The 15,569-nt window shown below is 51.5% G+C and carries 15 protein-coding genes; 12 read left to right on the top strand and 3 right to left on the bottom strand.

Features of this window, described 5'->3' with window-relative positions; all coding sequences use genetic code 11:
* Nucleotides 1-2: 2 nt before the first annotated feature.
* Together BUC02_RS10025 and BUC02_RS10020 are read left to right on the top strand one after the other, a co-directional pair.
* A complete protein-coding gene (locus BUC02_RS10025) occupies nucleotides 3-884 on the top strand; it encodes an NAD-dependent epimerase/dehydratase family protein (RefSeq protein WP_073322156.1) in 882 nt (293 codons plus the stop codon).
* Nucleotides 885-973: 89 nt separating this feature from the next.
* A complete protein-coding gene (locus BUC02_RS10020; RefSeq protein ID WP_073322153.1) occupies nucleotides 974-2,131 on the top strand; it encodes a hypothetical protein in 1,158 nt (385 codons plus the stop codon).
* Between the two features lie 101 nt (nucleotides 2,132-2,232).
* Here BUC02_RS10020 and BUC02_RS10015 read toward each other — a convergent pair whose 3' ends face one another.
* The gene (locus BUC02_RS10015; protein WP_073322150.1) at nucleotides 2,233-2,865 is read right to left on the bottom strand and encodes an FKBP-type peptidyl-prolyl cis-trans isomerase; all 633 of its coding nucleotides are present in this window, start codon (nucleotides 2,863-2,865) and stop codon (nucleotides 2,233-2,235) included.
* Nucleotides 2,866-2,928: 63 nt separating this feature from the next.
* Nucleotides 2,929-5,055 carry a thrombospondin type 3 repeat-containing protein gene (locus BUC02_RS10010; protein WP_073322147.1) on the bottom strand — a complete coding sequence of 709 codons (2,127 nt, stop codon included), beginning with the start codon at nucleotides 5,053-5,055 and terminating at the stop codon, nucleotides 2,929-2,931.
* A 66-nt stretch (nucleotides 5,056-5,121) separates the two neighbouring features.
* Here BUC02_RS10010 and BUC02_RS16220 point away from each other — a divergent pair, with 66 nt between their 5' ends.
* Nucleotides 5,122-5,280: a hypothetical protein gene (locus BUC02_RS16220; protein WP_158212921.1), complete on the top strand. Its 159-nt coding sequence runs from the start codon at nucleotides 5,122-5,124 to the stop codon at nucleotides 5,278-5,280.
* Between the two features lie 32 nt (nucleotides 5,281-5,312).
* A complete protein-coding gene (locus BUC02_RS10005; protein ID WP_083564548.1) occupies nucleotides 5,313-7,556 on the top strand; it encodes a LysM peptidoglycan-binding domain-containing protein in 2,244 nt (747 codons plus the stop codon).
* Nucleotides 7,557-7,577: 21 nt separating this feature from the next.
* Here BUC02_RS10005 and BUC02_RS10000 read toward each other — a convergent pair whose 3' ends face one another.
* The gene (locus BUC02_RS10000; protein ID WP_139261101.1) at nucleotides 7,578-7,862 is read right to left on the bottom strand and encodes a hypothetical protein; all 285 of its coding nucleotides are present in this window, start codon (nucleotides 7,860-7,862) and stop codon (nucleotides 7,578-7,580) included.
* 167 nt (nucleotides 7,863-8,029) lie between these two features.
* Here BUC02_RS10000 and BUC02_RS09995 point away from each other — a divergent pair, with 167 nt between their 5' ends.
* The 8 genes from BUC02_RS09995 to BUC02_RS09960 all read left to right on the top strand — a co-directional run bounded on the left by BUC02_RS09995 (nucleotide 8,030) and on the right by BUC02_RS09960 (nucleotide 15,567).
* Nucleotides 8,030-8,767: an ankyrin repeat domain-containing protein gene (locus BUC02_RS09995; RefSeq protein WP_073322138.1), complete on the top strand. Its 738-nt coding sequence runs from the start codon at nucleotides 8,030-8,032 to the stop codon at nucleotides 8,765-8,767.
* A gap of 174 nt (nucleotides 8,768-8,941) precedes the next feature.
* Entirely contained in the window at nucleotides 8,942-9,736 is a 795-nt protein-coding gene (locus tag BUC02_RS09990) for a DUF3450 family protein (protein WP_073322235.1), read from the top strand.
* A complete protein-coding gene (locus tag BUC02_RS09985) occupies nucleotides 9,737-11,347 on the top strand; it encodes a MotA/TolQ/ExbB proton channel family protein (RefSeq protein ID WP_254794185.1) in 1,611 nt (536 codons plus the stop codon).
* The gene (locus tag BUC02_RS09980; RefSeq protein ID WP_254794184.1) at nucleotides 11,348-11,995 is read left to right on the top strand and encodes a MotA/TolQ/ExbB proton channel family protein; all 648 of its coding nucleotides are present in this window, start codon (nucleotides 11,348-11,350) and stop codon (nucleotides 11,993-11,995) included. It begins immediately after the preceding gene.
* Entirely contained in the window at nucleotides 11,992-12,399 is a 408-nt protein-coding gene (locus BUC02_RS09975) for an ExbD/TolR family protein (protein ID WP_073322135.1), read from the top strand. The genes BUC02_RS09980 and BUC02_RS09975 overlap by 4 nt, the downstream gene beginning before the upstream one ends.
* A 58-nt stretch (nucleotides 12,400-12,457) precedes the next feature.
* A complete protein-coding gene (locus BUC02_RS09970; RefSeq protein ID WP_073322133.1) occupies nucleotides 12,458-13,099 on the top strand; it encodes an energy transducer TonB in 642 nt (213 codons plus the stop codon).
* 184 nt (nucleotides 13,100-13,283) lie between these two features.
* Nucleotides 13,284-14,234 (top strand): tetratricopeptide repeat protein, encoded by a 951-nt coding sequence (locus tag BUC02_RS09965; protein ID WP_254794183.1) that lies wholly within the window; start codon nucleotides 13,284-13,286, stop codon nucleotides 14,232-14,234.
* Nucleotides 14,235-14,253: 19 nt separating this feature from the next.
* Entirely contained in the window at nucleotides 14,254-15,567 is a 1,314-nt protein-coding gene (locus BUC02_RS09960) for an MFS transporter (RefSeq protein ID WP_073322127.1), read from the top strand.
* Nucleotides 15,568-15,569: the final 2 nt, after the last annotated feature.

Here is a 15,569-nt window from a genome sequence, read left to right as displayed (position 1 = left end):
CAATGATTGCTTTGGTGACGGGTGGCGCAGGCGTCGTAGGGAAGGCGCTCTGTCGGGAACTCTTGGCTCGTGATGTGTGTGTTCGCGTGCTTGTGCTCCCGGGCGATACCCAGGCTGGGTTTTTACCCGAGGGGGTGGAGGTTTTTTATGGGGATGTCACTGACGCGGATTCGATCCGCGAAGCCTTTGTCGGCGTAGATTTGGTGTACCATCTCGCCGCGATTCTCCTTTCGACTAAACCGGGCGCCTTTGAACGCATCAATGCCGGTGGAACGCGCAATGTCGTGAATGTGGCCAAAGCGGCAGCTGTCAAGCGCTTGGTCTATGTCTCTAGCATCTCGGTGACGTATCCTGTGCTGACGGAGTATGGTCAAAGTAAACTGGCAGGGGAGTCTTACGTCAAGAATTCTGGCCTCCCATGGACGATTGTTCGCCCGACGCTTGTAATCAGTTCGCCTATCGGTACCGGCGGAATCGAATTTAACATGTTTGTGGCCTACGTAAAGCGCTTTCCGGTGTATTTTATGCCAGGAGGCGGCAAGTGCCTCAAGCGCCCCGTGAAAAGTACGGATTTGGTCAAGGGAATCGCTTTGGCGGGACTTTCGGAGTGTGCCGTCGGGAATACGTATGCCCTCGCCGGAGAAACGGTGCTTTCGATGGCGGATATGGCCAAGGCCGTCTTGAAGCAGGCTGGCATGCGTCATTGCATGATTCCATTGCCGTGGTGGATTTCCAAGAAACTCGCTGTCCTGAAAAGCTGGATTGGCGGACGCCCGGTGACGGCGGAGCAAGCTCTTGCGGGCTTTTTGTACGATGCCGCTCCTGATATCGAAAATGCGAAGTCCGATTTAGGCTACACGCCCGGTTCCCCCTTGGAATTTTGATTCAAAAAGCGTTTTTTGTCACAAAAAAACACATTCTGTTTACATTGCAGTTTTTTTTGTATATATTCTATGCAGAAAAAGAGGTATATATGAATTTTAAAGCAAAGTCGGCGGTGTTCACTTCCGCCATTGCATTGTCCATGATGCTTGCCGCTTGTGGCAGCGATGACAATTCGTCGAATGTGGAGCGTGATGAAGGTAGCTCCTCGAGCGTTACGGAATCTTCTTCTTCGGTCGAAGAATCATCGTCTTCCGAAGCTCCGGAACTTCCGAAGGGCATGCGTGCTGCAACCTTGGAAGATCTTGAAAAGAACATGACCCTTGGAGAAATGTTCGGAACGCAGATTTATCTTGCTTCCGGCGCAAAGCAAGGTGTGTTCTCTATCTGGATTCCCGATACGGCATGGATCGCGGTCCGCTCTGATTTTGAAAACGGCGTGATTGAATACGGCAAGTCCAATGGTTCGTTTATGGGGATTACTTCGAAGGTTTCGGACGAAATGCAGAAGTTCTTTGAAAAATCCGGAAAGCTCCAGTTTGTCGTCAAGGACGAAAAGAAGTTGCAGGTCTCGATCAACGATGGCGACTATATCGATGTCGAAAAGGCCAATGTGCCGATCTCTTCAAATTGGATTTCGGACGGAACCCAGTTGCAGGGAGTCAAGCTTTCTTGCAAGAACGGTGACACCAAGCAGGTATATTCGTTCTACAAGGGGCGCTATGTTGTGGAAGAGACGGTCAAGGAAGAATTGAGCTGGTCTGCGGGTTACTACGATATCGAACGCAGCCACTTGCTGATGCTTCCGGTGTTCTTTGATCAGGCGGTATATTCGCTAGTTTCTGCCCAGGTCAGCACCGATTTCGACCTGAATATGGATACGGGTGAATCGTACAAGTGCGAAAAGTCCTCTATCAAGTACAAGGATGTCGACAAGGAAGCCTTGGCTGGCGAATGGATCGCTCCTGAAAAAGGCCTCGATTGGACGCTTACGCTCAAGAAATCGGGTGATTACTCCGTTGTCGCCAAGAAGGGTGCCAATACCGAAGAACTGAAGTCCGGCATTTGGGATGTCTATGGCGACATGCTCATGCTCAAGAACTCCAGCTGCTTGCATCCGAGCGAATGTGCCTCGGCGGTCAAGGGCTCTATCGAAGGCTTTGACGCCAAGAAGGGCTTTACCTTCAACCATGATGACAGCGATACTCCGGCGGTGCCCACGACCTGGACTGTTCCGCAGTACGAATAAGTGCTGAAACGGGTTGATCCCGGATAAATTTCAAAAAAAGATGCGTGTAATTGAAAAATTACACGCGTTAATTGTTTTATGTTCTAAATCCGAATTCTGAATTACTTCCCGTGGTGCTTGTCGTGGTTGGGACAGCCACAACCGCCGTTACCGTCGCAGTTTTCCTTATGGCCGTGGCCACCGCATTCATGGCCTTCTCCGCCACATTCGCATTCGTGGCCTTCTTCGCCGCACTTGCATTCGTGATCGCCTTCGCCTTTGCCTCCGCAGCAGCAGTGGTGACCTTGCGGATTGAGTTCTTCTTCGGTGGCTTCACGCACAGAGACGACTTCGATGGCGAAGTTCAGGTTCTGGCCGGCCAGTTCGTGGTTAGCGTCAATCACGGCGGTCTTTTCAGAAACGGACTTCACGCGGATCGGCATCGGGCCGGCCGGAGTCTGTGCATAGAACATCATGCCTTCGAGCACCTTGTCGACACCCTGGAAAACGTCCAGCGGGACTTCCTGGGTCATTTCTTCGTTGTATTCGCCGTAGCCTTCGGACGGAATCACCTTGACGTCGAACTTGTCGCCCACGTCGTGGCCGACCATTGCCTTTTCGAGACCGACCACGATCATGTGGGCGCCCTGAATGTACTGCAGCGGTTCGCGGCCTTCGGAGGAATCGATGACCTTGCCTTCGTCGGAGGTCAGGGTGTAGTGCATCTGGACAACGGTCTTGTCAGCAATCTTCATAGAAAATCCTTTGTTTGATTTGGCGAGGTGCCGTAAGAATGGAAGTGCAAATATAGCAAAAAACTATTGCTTTTGATTTTCGGGCGAGGGAATAAATCTCACTACGTCGGTGCTGCCGCTTTTTTGCGTAAGTGTCGGCGGTAATTTTTTTCCGAAACCCTGGAACTTGAGGCGTTCCTTGCGGATACCCTTTTTGACAAGGTAGTTGTAAATGAATTCGGCGCGTTCGTTAGAGATTCGTTCGGCGTTTGCTCCGGCTTCGCTTGCAGAACATTGAATCTCGAGATTCATGGGGTATTGACGCATGTAGTATACGATGTCGTTAAGGGCGGTGTAGCTTGAATTCACAAGGACCGTATCGATTCCCTTGAAGCGGATATGTCTTGCAAACGTGTTGAAGTTGTGCCTTTGGTTGGTGGGGCAGCCAGAAATGTCGATAAACGTGTTGGGGGCGGTGCCCGGGCATTGGTCTGCCCAGTCGGCGATACCGTCTTCGTCAGAATCGAGCGGGCAGCCGAGGCTGTCAATTGGGGCGCCTTCGGGAGTGCCTGGGCACTTGTCTTCTTCGTCGAAGATTCCGTCGCCATCCTGGTCTATGCGGCAGCCGAGGATATTGACAGTGACACCTTCGGGGGTGTCGGCGCATTCGTCCTTTGTGTCGGGGACGCCGTCTTTGTCGGAATCCAGGGGACAGCCCGATTCGCCGACGAGTTCGCCTAGCTTGCTGTTGGGGCAGTTGTCGATATCGTCGGGGATTCCGTCACCATCGAAGTCGAGAGGGCAGCCGTTCTTGTCGATCGAAATGCCTTCGGGGGTATCGGGACATTGGTCCGTTTCGTTGGGAATGCCGTCTTTATCCTGGTCTAGGGGGCAGCCGTCGTTTCCGACTGGTTCTCCGTGCGGCGTTTCGTGGCACTTGTCGTTGTTGTCGTCAATGCCGTCGCCATCGGTGTCGAGCATACAGCCTGTAGAATCGACTGCAAAACCGCTTGTCGTATTGGGACACTTGTCGAGGTAATCCGCTACGCCGTCGTTGTCGTGATCCAGGGGACAACCGTTGTAATCGACTTCAAGACCCGTGGGCGTGTTAGGGCAAAGGTCCACGATGTTGAGGATTCCGTCCTGGTCTTCATCGACAGGGCACCCGCGGGGGTTTACCTTTTGGCCTTTGAATGTGTTCGGACACATGTCTTTACGGTCGATGACACCGTCGTTGTCGTCGTCGCCCCAGCTTAGGTTGAATACCTTGCTTAGGCTAATGGCAATGGCAACTTCGGGCGAGCCGGACGCCCTGTAATGCAGGTTGCTTTTATCCGTTTTGAGATCGATAGACAGGGCGTCGTCGATATCGAGGTCCTTGAAATAGTGGAATCCTATATCACCCGAAAGGGTGAGGTAAGCATCGTAAGGTAAGTGCAGCCTCAAGCCCGGAGTGAGTCTGAAGGGACTGTTCAAGAAGTGGTAACTCATTCGCGTAGAACGCATGGGTGTTTCGCCCGACGCTTCTAAAATGAGAGTCAGAGTCTTTTCGGGGAAGATGTTAAAACCGGCACCCCACAGGAGGTATTTCCCTTTTTCGCCGACATCGCTCAGAAGTCCCACGTATCCGTTAAAGGTCAGGTATTGCCTAAGGTCGAACGAAAAATGAACGTTGACGTTTGCAGCTGTGTAGTTCGAGGTAAAGGCGAAGGTTTCACCATCAGACTTGACGTACCAGCGGTGCCTGGGGCGGAATCCTTTTTTGGTAGAACCCGTCGGCGCAAAAAGTTCACCGCTAAGCCCCAGGTAAAACCATTCGTTTACGGGAATGGATCCCTTGGCCGACAAATGCAGGTCGCCGAGACCGAATCCGTCCAAATCCGTGTTGTTGATATCGCCTTCGTAATGGAACGGTAATGAAACGCCCAGTTCAAGGTTGTCCAGGACGGCGAAACTCGCGTAGAAGGTTTCGTCGTTCGAGGGCGTGTTCTTTTCGAGTGGAACAAAATTGCCTTTGCTGTCGGTGTATCCTCCTTCCAGACTCAAGGGGTTTCCGTCGCTCACCATTTCGAAGGCGCCAGAAATGTAAAGAAATCCTTGTGGAAGAGTCTTTGCCGAGGGGGCGTGAATGCCGCTCGTTGACCGGACGATTCCTACCTGGGCCAAGGCGGGAATACACATTAGGCTTAGTGCGGCAAACAGCTTCTTCATAATCCGCTGTATAACATAGAAATTTAACGGATAAGGAAATTGCTATTTGTTATATTTAACCCCGCAATGAATGAATCGAATGAAAAACAGGAACTGCCGTCTTGGCACCGTAAGTCGCAAAAGGCCTATCGCGTAAACCGCATTATTATTATTTTGCAAATGGTTGCTGCGTTTGTCTTGGCAGGAGTCATTTGGTTCGGTGTGGAACGCGTGACAGGCAATTAAGCTGCCGGTAATTAGGTGTCTGGAAATTTTTGATGAGATTTTTCTTTTTTGGCATAGTATCTTTATTCGTGATGTTGGTGTCCGGTTGCGCAAGCAAGCCCGATATGACGCCCAAGGTAGACTCTGCAAATTCGTCGGATACGGAATCTTTTTCGGAACGCGCCCTCAAGGAAAAAATTTCGGATTCCCTTGCGATTCGCCCCTCGTGGACCTATTACCAGTATGCCCTGCAGGCCATGGATAACCAGGAATGGCTTTTGGCCAGGCATTACTTGGATGAATCGCTGAGACAGTTGGTCTCTGAACGGTTTGATTCGACCTATAAGAATGTCTCTGCTGCAGAAGATTCTGCCTACCGTGCCAAAATGCCGCTTCGCATTGTGCGTGCACTTGATGAAGTTTACCCCAACGTGGCGGAACTTGGCGAAAATGCCGAAAATTTTGTGCGAAACGAAGTTTCGATCGAAGGTGTCGATGCCCTTGACGAAAGTGAAGCCGACAGTGCATCCTTGCAGGTGATTGAAAGTTTCCTGGATACGCTCGATGTGTCGCAGTTTACGCTTCCGGTAAGATTTAACGAACGCGTGCTGCAAGAAATCTACTATATGACCAACTCGGCTCGAGCCTTTATGTCGGGCTCCTTGAACCGAAAAACGGCCTATGATTCGCTGATTTACGCCCAACTCGATGCGGCAAAAATGCCCCGCGACTTGATTTACCTTGCCCTCGTGGAATCGGGCTTCAAGCTTAAGGCCTACAGCCGTGCCAAGGCTTCTGGCATGTGGCAGTTCATTCCGGAAACGGGTAAGCGTTACGGGCTCGAAGTGGATTACTGGGTCGACATGCGCCGTAATCCGGAGCTGGCGACAATGGCTGCCCTCAAGTACTTGAACCGCCTGCACGATGAATTTGGCGACTGGCTTTTGGCTATGGCTGCCTACAACTGCGGCGAAGGACGTGTGCGCAGGCTCTTGCGTGAAATGCAGGCAGATTCTACTCGCGACACGTCGGTGGCGGTGACTTATTGGGATTTGGAGCTCCCTAAAGAAACCATGCGCTACGTGCCGAGAATTCTTGCGGCCATGGTCATCGGCCATTATCCGGAACAGTACGAAATGACTGTCGAACAAACGTACCGCCCCGATTTCGATACCGTAACCGTATTTGATTCGTTCCCGCTCGAAGAAGTGGCAAAGCTTTTGAAGGTTACCGAAGATACGCTGCGCAGCCTGAACATGGAACTGGTGAAGTGGTGTACGCCTCCGAACAAGGAATCTTACCTGTTGCGCTTGCCGGTCGGAACCCGTACCGCATTTGTCGATGGCTACGACAAGATGGAAAAGAACAGTTTCTCCAGCTGGCACCACCATAAGGTCCGCAAGGGCGAAAACCTTGGCGTGATTGCCCGCCAGTACGGTATCAAGGTGTCTGAATTGCAGCAGGCGAACGACATGAAGAGTTCCCGTATTCGTGCTGGCCAGACTTTGCTAATTCCGATCAAGGTGACTCCGAAACCCAAGTCTAGCAAGGGTAAGAAACCGCATAAAGTCCGTACCTATATCGTGCAATCTGGCGATGATGTGGCCTCTGTGGCACGCAAGTTCGGCATTTCCCAGGATTCTGTTCGCGCATGGAATTCCTTGGATGTCGCCGCAATCGTAAAGACGGGCGATACCTTGGTCGTTTCTAAACCCGAACCGAAACCCCAGGTTGAAAGCGACCGTCCGCAAAAGGATCGCCCCAAGATTTCGAAGGGCGCCAAGTATGCTGTCCGCGAGGGTGATACCTTTGCCGACATAGCAAAGTCCTACGGGGTCCCTGTCGTGATGCTCATGCAGGTTAACCAGGGCTTTAGTCGCCGCCTTACCGTGGGCGATTCCCTGGTGATTCCGGAATACGTGAAGAAAAAGGCCGAAAAGAAACCCGCCAAGTCCGAATCTAAGCCGGCCGCCAAGAAAACCTCTAACGAAAAGGTCTCGGTCTATGTCGTGCAACAGGGCGATAACCTGAGCAGCATTTCCCGCAAGTTCGGTACCTCCGTGGCTAAAATCCAGGAACTCAACAGCATGGGCAAGTCCACGAGCTTAAGTGTCGGTCAAAAGCTGAAGGTCGCGTCGGCCCCGGAAGCCGAATACAAGGTCCATACCGTTAAAAAAGGCGAGGGACTCTGGGATATCGCTCGCCAATACAATGTGACTATCGAAGATATCGTCAAGTGGAATGACTTGAATGATACCAAGATTAAGATGGGTGAAAAACTTAAGATTAAGAAATAAGTTTTTTTAGAAAAAATCCCGTTAGAACAGCGTAATTCCGAGGCTTACGTAAGGCTGGAAATACGTGGTGTAATCCAACATGAATTCGTCGTTTTCGCGGAGTTCTCCGGTTTTACGCTCGAAATAGGTGTGGAAGTATTCGTGGTTGTTGCGGAAACATTCGACATAGGGTCCGAATGATCCCCGGTCCTCGAATTCTCGGTTGTCGTTGCTGGTGGAGGCTGCCATGGAGGTGTCGATGACCACTCGGTCGGCAAAAGCGAGGGTGCAGAAAAGCAAAATCAGGGGGTAAATTCTCTTTCTCATGCCTTAAATATAAATGGTTGGTCTTGAGTTGAGAAAAAGGGCTGTGGAGGCGCGGGGAATATTTTGGTAAAAAAAAGTTGTAATTTGAGTTTTTTTGTGTTAATTGACCAAAAATTGTTTATTTTTTAGACCAAAAATAAGAAAAACCTCATTTGGAGCACAATTTTATGAAAAAGCAGTTGTTGGCCCTTTGCGCCGCCACTATGATGATGTCCATGACCGCTTGCGACAGCAAAATGGACCCGAATGATCCTCAGTCCGTGCGCAAGTACCTGACCAAACAGCAGATTCCCTTTACCCCGAACCAGTTCGTTTCTTACGCAGTGAACGGCGATACTGCCAAGATGACTCTCTTCTTGCAGGCTTCTTTCGAAATTGACGCTCCGGCCGACAACGGCAACAATGCCGTGGCTATCGCTGCCAACAAGGGCAATATGGTCGTGCTGAACTACTTGTTCGAACATGGTGCCAAGGCCGACGTAAAGAACGGCAACGGTGAAGCGGTGCTCGACAACGCCGTGATGATGGGCAACAAGGAAGTGGTGAACCGCCTCCTCGCTCAGCTCAAGGCCGAAGGTGCTGAATCCCAGACTCTCGGTACTGCAGTGCTTCTCGCCGCAAAGACCGGTAAGGTCGACATGCTCGAAGTGCTTGCTGATGCTGGTGCTCCGCTTGATTCCCGTAGCGCTGACGGTTACCTCCCGATTCACTGGACCGTCAAGAATGGTAACTATGACGCCATGATGTTCCTCATCAACAAGGGTGTCGATGTGAACGCCAAGTGCGGTCAGGGCTATTCTGTGCTCGACTGGGCTACCAACGAAGGCTATACCCGCTTGATCAAGGCCCTTAAGAAGGCCGGCGCCAAGAATACTCCGCAGTATTTCAAGGATTCCAAGAAGTAACGTCTTCGACTCAGTTGGTAGAACTTAGTCCGCTGCGCTTGTAGAACTTAGACGATTTCAATATTTGATAATTCTAAGCTCTAAGTTCTTGCAACTAAGTTCTAATGCTCGTTTTTCAACTTATTTTGAAAGAAGCCGTGGTCTAGTGACCGCGGTTCTTTGTATTTTTCGCATATGAAATTTCATTTACTCACCAAGATATTCCTTTGCTTGAGCCTTGCGGGTGTTTTTTCGCAGGCGCAGGAAACGGTAGAAAGTGTCCGTCGCCAGATTAAGGCGGTGGAGGCCGAAACAGCCCGCGAAAAAACGCTCCATGATGCCGAAAAGAAACGTCACGCCGAATTTATCGAGGTCGGACGCAAAAAGGTTCAGGCGCTCGCGACACAGAACAAGACACTGAAGGCCGAAATCGATTCCCTGAAGGCTGAACTCCAGAATTTGGCAAGTGTACGTCAAAAATCCTTGGGTACGATCAAGTACTTCGAGAACCGTAAGGCGAAGTATGCCGAATCCTTGGCCTTGGTGATTGATTCCTTGGTGCCTGTATTTGAATCGGATTTCCCGTACCGCAACGAAGAAACAATCAAGAGCGTACAAGAAATTGCGGGCCAGCTCCATAAGGGCTTGATTGAAGCGGACGATGGTCTCAATCGCATGCTCGAAGTCTTTTACGACCGCATTCGCCTGGGGTACACGACCGAAGTGTACAAGGGATTCCTGCAGGTGGATGCCCGCAGTGTTCCGGGAACATTCTTGCGTTACGGTGCAGTCGCCTCCATTTTCGTGAGCAACGACGGTAACGACGTGCTGTGGCTAACCCGGACGGCCGATGGCGGTTATGCTTGGAATAACGTGTCCGATGACCTTACCATGCGTACGGTATTGAAAGATGTGATGAAGGTGGCCGAAGGCAAGACTGCTCCGAGACTTGTCACGATTCCTGTGGTGATTCCGAAGGAGGGCAAGTAGATGAAAATTCAGAATTCAGAATTCGGAATGAGGAATGCGAAAGGTGGAATGGTGCTGTGTCATCCTGAGTCCTTCGGCTCTGCTCAGGATAAACTCCGCGCGAAGCGCGAAGTCGAAGGATCTAGAACTCGAATTTTACTTCCGTTATTAGTTGCAGCTTTTGCTCTTCTCGCGCCTCTTTCCTTTGCGCAGCAGAATGCCGATATCGATGCTGTAAAGCAGCGCGCCGCATTGAACAGTGCAAAGGCAGACCTTGAAGAAGCCCGCAAAAAGCGCGATATGGCGGTTGCCGCCCGCTGGAAGGACCGTGAAACCGCCAACCAGGAACGCGAACTCTTTAACGAAAAGTATAATGAAAGTAAAGAGAAAGTCGACGCCTTGATGTCGGAACGTGCGCGCCTGTTCGAAGACGTGCGCGTTGCCCGCGAAGACTTGGCCCAGGTCAAGCTGCAGGCCGAAAAAGCCCGCGCCGAATACTTGTCGCTTGCTGCTGGTCCCGAACGCTTGGAAACGCTTTCGAAGTTTGCAGAACAGGGGATTCCCTTCAAGATTGCAGAACGAGTAGAAGTCCAGAACAAGGTGAAAAAGGAAATGGGCCTGTACAGGGATGACCCTGTGCGTATTGCCCAGTCGATCTTGAATGCTGCAAAGAATGAACTTGATTTTACCCGCGAAATCCAGGTAGAAAAGGCGGAACTCGTTTTTGGAAATGCCGTCGCTCAGGGTGACCGCATGCGCCTGGGTGGCCTCTTTGCCATGCAGATGGCAAATGCAGTTGATATCAACGGGTATCATCCGGCAGCATTGATGCTCCCGGTAGCCGGCGAAAAGAAGCGTGTGTTCAGCTGGCAAGAAAACCTGACTCCCGATACGAAGAGCGACATAAGCAAGGTCTTTGCTGCGGCAAATGATTCTGCCTACGTGATGGTGCCGGTAGATGTGCTCCTCAGTACCGAGCTTTCGTCTGAAATGGCGAACCATCAGGAAACCACCTGGAAGGATGAACTCCGCGAGTTCTTCAAGAACGGCGGAATTCTAATGTATCCGATCGTGACGCTCTTTGCGCTGGGCCTGCTTGTTGCCCTGTGGCGTTTCGTGTGGCTCATGGTAGCGGGCTTTGGCGGACTCTCGACCAGGCGCGCCATCAAGGCCCTGCAGAAGGGTGATATCGAAACGGCCAGAACTTTGGCGAAAAAGTCGCATGGCGAAGTGGGCAAGGTGCTTCGTGCCGTGCTTTCCAAGAACTACGCGGGCCGCGACGGAGCCGAAAAGGCCCTGGAAGAACTCTTCTCTGCCGAAGTGCCCAAGCTCGAATCGGGGCTCACCTGGATTTCTGTCTTTGCGGCGACTGCTCCGCTCCTTGGTCTTTTGGGTACGGTGATGGGAATGATCGAGCTTTTCGATGTGATTACGATGCACGGAACCTCTGATCCGAAGCTTTTGGCGGGAGGCATTTCGATTGCCTTGGTGACGACGGAAGCGGGCCTTATTGTGGCCATTCCGTTGCAGCTCATTCATACGTTCCTGATGAACCGCGCCGATGCCTTGCGTTCCCGTATGGAGCGTGCAGGCCTAGTCGTGCTGAATGCCCTTTGGATTAAGGAAAAGTAGTTGGAAACGGTAAACGAAATATCGGTCGTCGAAGCCGCCATGGGCATCGTCTTCCGCGGAGGATGGGTGCTTGCCCCTATATTCATATTGGGGTGGTTCGGCTGGTTTTTGATGATTGAGCGCTACTGCTACTACTTTATGCTGAAAGGCAAGTCCGTGGGTGGTTTCTGGCGTACGCTTTCGAAGGATGGCGAAGATGCTGCCTTCAAGAAACTCGAACGCCGCCGCTATGGATATTTTTACGCATTGGCTTCTGATGTGCGCAACTACCGCGATCAGGGACCCGTTGCGGTTCGCAATGCGATGGAAGAGACCCGTCACCGCATCTCGGTGAACTTGTCGAAATCGCTACGGACCATTTCGACATGTGCTGCAATCGCCCCGATGCTTGGACTGCTCGGTACGGTGTCGGGCATGGTGCATACTTTTGAGACTATTCAGCTTTTTGGCTTTGGAAACCCGGTGCTGTTGGCCGATGGAATTTCTGAAGCGCTCCTGACGACCCAGGCGGGCCTTTTGGTCGCCTTCCCCTTGATGCTGGCTTACAACTTCTTGGCGAGCAAGGTTGAAAAAGTAGAAGAAATCGCCTGGAGCGAAGCTTTGAAATATGAATCCTACGTATTTGCAAATAAATCGGAGGAAAAATGAGTTTTATCCGTAAACGATCCAATGATGCAGGAAAGATAGACGTGTCGCCGATGCTCGACATGGTGTTTATCCTGCTCATCTTCTTTATCGTGACATCGACCTTTACCCGCGAAACCGGCGTCGACGTGACGAAGCCCAAGGCCAGTTCGGCAAAGGAACTCGCCAAGGAGAGCATTTTGATTGGTGTGACGCGCCAGGGTACGATTCACATTAACGAAACGCAGGTGAATCTGTCGACGCTTAACACGGTGCTCCGCCAGATGATGGCCGAAGCCCCTGACCGCCCGGTGATTATCGTGAGCGACCGAGATGCCCCTAACGGCGTGGTGGTGGATATTCTTGACGAATGCAACCTCGCCAAAGTCCGCAAAGTTTCTATCTCGGCGAATAAGGAGGGGGAATGAATAGACAGTAGGCAGTAGACAGCGTAAAAACTTCCTACTTCCTACTTCTAACTGATCTATGCTTGATTTTGTTGGAAAATATCTTCGTTACCCGATTGCGCTGGTGCTCTCCTTTGTGTTGAGCGCAGTATTTTTCCTTGCGATTCCGGTAATCAACGCATTGATGTCGGATAAAGGAGTCAAGGGTGAAAAGGAACTTGAAGCGGTCACCGAAGTCGAGGTCCTGGTGAGCGAGAAGAAGCCTGAAGTCAAGCAGAAGGTGATTCGTACGATTGTGAATCCGAACCCGTTCAAGATTACCTCGAACATGGGAGTGTCCCGTAGCCAGAATTTCCAGATGGACTTGTCGCTTGCCCGCGGTGCCGCCGGCGATGGCGCGGCCGTGGGGACGGGCTCCATGGAAAATGTCGTCTACGAGGCGGGCGAAGTGGACGAACAGGCTCAAGTTTTGCGTGAAATCCAGCCCAAGTTCCCTGAGAAGGCAAAACGCATGGGCGTTTCGGGTTACGTGAAAGTATTAATTGTGATCGATGTGTATGGCGACGTGGCGCAGGCCCAGGTGTTAACGCAGGACCCGCCCGGCTATGGATTTGATAACGAAGCCTTGAAGGCTGTAAGACAGTGGAAGTTTAGCCCGGCGCAGTTGGGCGGATTCCCCGTGGCACAAAAGGCCACAAAGGAGTTCCGCTTTGTCAATTGATTTTAATTACAAATTGTTTTTCTTTTTTAAAAAGATGACAAAGGTTTTATGCGGGCGGGGCCCCAGCTCGGAGTTGCGAAGGCCGCACGGGCCCCTCCCTGCACCCTCCCCATCCTTGGCCGACGCTAATTCTGACAAAAAAAGTTATCTGCGGACAAAAAAATCTTTTTTTGTTAGTGTATTATTGTTTGCTGTTTCTGTTGAAAGTGCTTTTGCCGCAGAAGACTATTTCTTCAAGGCGAACGAGCTTTACGACCAGGGGAAATATAAGGAAGCGGTGCCGCTGTACCGCGCGGCCATTGACGAAGGTCGCTACGAACCCTTTGCCTGGTTCAACTTGGGCAATGCCATGGTGCAACTGGACCGCAAGCAGGTGGCGATGGTGGCTTACAAACGCACTGTAGAACTTTTGCCGACTTTTGAAAAGGCCTGGATGCTCCTCGGTGACCTTTACTACTTGGGTGGAGACGTGGGCGAAGCCATTGCGGCTTACAATCGCGCCGTAGAACTTGGCGTAGAATCGGACCATGTGCATTTTGCCTTGGCGGAATGCTACTTGAAGGGCCGCGACTGGACCCTTGCCCAGAAGAATTTTGAACGCGCCCTGCAGCTGAATCCGGACCGTATGGATGCGTGGTACGGTTTGGCTGAAGTCTATGAAAAGTTAGGCGACTATGAATATGCCATCAAGACGCTTCAGAATGCGCTTCAGATGACGGCTACCGCGGGTGCCGATGTTCACTTTACCATGGCCTATTATTACCGCAGCATGGATTCTACACGTCAATCCTTGAATGAAATGGAAAACGGAATCTTGATGGATCCGGAAAATGTTTCGGCTCGCCGCTACTTGGCGCAAATGTATGTGCAGAATAATTCCCCGTGGATGGCAATCTTCACGCTGGAAGAAGGCCTGCGGCACAACAAGGGCAAGGCGGACTTGAACCTTGATTTAGGGCAGATTTACTTTACCCAGAAACGCTACGACGAAGCGTTTGATTGCTACATGAAGGCTTGGCTTGCGGGCAATTCTCAAGGGCGTATTGGTGCCGAAAACGTAGGCCATGTGTTCTCGAATGCAGGCGATACCGAAAAAGCGGAGAGCCTGTACAAGCGCATTCGCGAGAAAAAATAGATTCTTCGTGGTGTAGCGCTTGCTTCTACTTATTGTCATATATGCGGCTTTTATTGGCTTAGGTCTCCCTGATACCGTGCTAGGGGCGGCATGGCCCTTGATGCAGCGTGACCTGATGGCGCCTCTTTCGGCGGCAGGGCTTTTGTCGATTATCGTAAGTGCGGGAACGATTGTTTCTAGCTTGTGGACTCCGGCACTCCTTCGCCTGATGGGTACAGGCAAGCTTGTCTTTATAAGCATTGCGCTTACAGCGGTGGCTTCGTTCGGTTACGGCATTTCGAATTCTTTTGCGATGATGTGCCTGTTTGCGATTCCCATGGGAATCGGGGCGGGCGCAATCGATGTCGCGATGAACAATTTTGCGGCGATTTACTTGGAGTCGAAACACACGAGTTGGCTGCATGCCAGCTGGGGCGTGGGCGCATGCCTTGGTCCTGCCTTGTTTTCGATTTCGGTGGTGACGGGTGTCGGCTGGCGTGGCGCTTACGATATGGTCGCCTTGTTGCTTGCGTTGATAGCCGTGATGATGCTTATAACGCTCCCGATTTGGAAGAAGATGGAAAAACGCGACGCCTCGCAACAGGAGTCTGCGGTAAAAGATATTTCGCTGCGGGCGGCCCTCAAGGTGCCCGGAATGAAGCTTTCTTTTTGGGTGTTTTTCTTTTATTCGTCGCTTGAAATTTCTACGAGCCTTTGGTGCGGTACTTACCTAGTGGCTCGCGGCTTCGAGCCTGAAATCGGGGCGATTGCGGTCTCGCTCATGTTTGCATCGGTCATGATTGGCCGCATTCTGAGCGGATTTTTTGCAATCAAGTTTACGGATATGCGCTTGGTGCATGCGGGTATTGCCATCGTGGTGCTTGGTTGCCTGGTGTTGGTGCTGCCTTTGCCGCTTTGGTTTACTCCGGTGTGTATTTGCCTGCTTGGGCTCGGTTGCGCTCCTGTATATCCGTCGCTGATTCACGCGACTCCAGCACGATTTGGCGAAGAACTTTCGGGCCGTGCCATCAGTATTCAAATGGCTGGTTCTTATGTGGGCTCTATTCTGATGCCGCCTGCGTTTGGTCTTGTAGCGAACAAGACATCTGTGATTGTGTGGCCGGTGGCGCTTGCCGTATTTGTGGGTTGCCTGTTATTGTGCGTATGCTTGCTCGATTACGTAACGCGGAAAAAGTTGCACAATGCTTTTGCGACCGAGCGAATCAAGGACATATTGCACCAAGTGGAAACGATGGCGGAACTACGCCGGAAACTCCGTAAGGAACGCCGCCGCGAACGCCGTAAAAACAAGCTGAAACAAGCGCGAATCAAACGGATGCTGGACCGGCAATAAGT

It is taken from the genome of Fibrobacter sp. UWOV1 (genome assembly GCF_900142495.1).
Classification (GTDB): domain Bacteria; phylum Fibrobacterota; class Fibrobacteria; order Fibrobacterales; family Fibrobacteraceae; genus Fibrobacter.
The sequence above is the reverse complement of the archived record's forward strand: the minus strand, read 5'-3'. Positions and strand labels throughout refer to the sequence as shown.

Excerpts from the sequence above, each read along its gene's own strand:
- BUC02_RS10025 (WP_073322156.1), top strand. The coding sequence starts at position 3 with ATGATTGCTTTGGTGACGGGTGGCGCAGGCGTCGTAGGGAAGGCGCTC.
- BUC02_RS10020 (WP_073322153.1), top strand. The coding sequence starts at position 974 with ATGAATTTTAAAGCAAAGTCGGCGGTGTTCACTTCCGCCATTGCATTG.
- BUC02_RS10015 (WP_073322150.1), bottom strand. The coding sequence starts at position 2,865 with ATGAAGATTGCTGACAAGACCGTTGTCCAGATGCACTACACCCTGACC.
- BUC02_RS10010 (WP_073322147.1), bottom strand. The coding sequence starts at position 5,055 with ATGAAGAAGCTGTTTGCCGCACTAAGCCTAATGTGTATTCCCGCCTTG.
- BUC02_RS16220 (WP_158212921.1), top strand. The coding sequence starts at position 5,122 with ATGAATGAATCGAATGAAAAACAGGAACTGCCGTCTTGGCACCGTAAG.
- BUC02_RS10005 (WP_083564548.1), top strand. The coding sequence starts at position 5,313 with ATGAGATTTTTCTTTTTTGGCATAGTATCTTTATTCGTGATGTTGGTG.
- BUC02_RS10000 (WP_139261101.1), bottom strand. The coding sequence starts at position 7,862 with ATGAGAAAGAGAATTTACCCCCTGATTTTGCTTTTCTGCACCCTCGCT.
- BUC02_RS09995 (WP_073322138.1), top strand. The coding sequence starts at position 8,030 with ATGAAAAAGCAGTTGTTGGCCCTTTGCGCCGCCACTATGATGATGTCC.
- BUC02_RS09990 (WP_073322235.1), top strand. The coding sequence starts at position 8,942 with ATGAAATTTCATTTACTCACCAAGATATTCCTTTGCTTGAGCCTTGCG.
- BUC02_RS09985 (WP_254794185.1), top strand. The coding sequence starts at position 9,737 with ATGAAAATTCAGAATTCAGAATTCGGAATGAGGAATGCGAAAGGTGGA.
- BUC02_RS09975 (WP_073322135.1), top strand. The coding sequence starts at position 11,992 with ATGAGTTTTATCCGTAAACGATCCAATGATGCAGGAAAGATAGACGTG.
- BUC02_RS09970 (WP_073322133.1), top strand. The coding sequence starts at position 12,458 with ATGCTTGATTTTGTTGGAAAATATCTTCGTTACCCGATTGCGCTGGTG.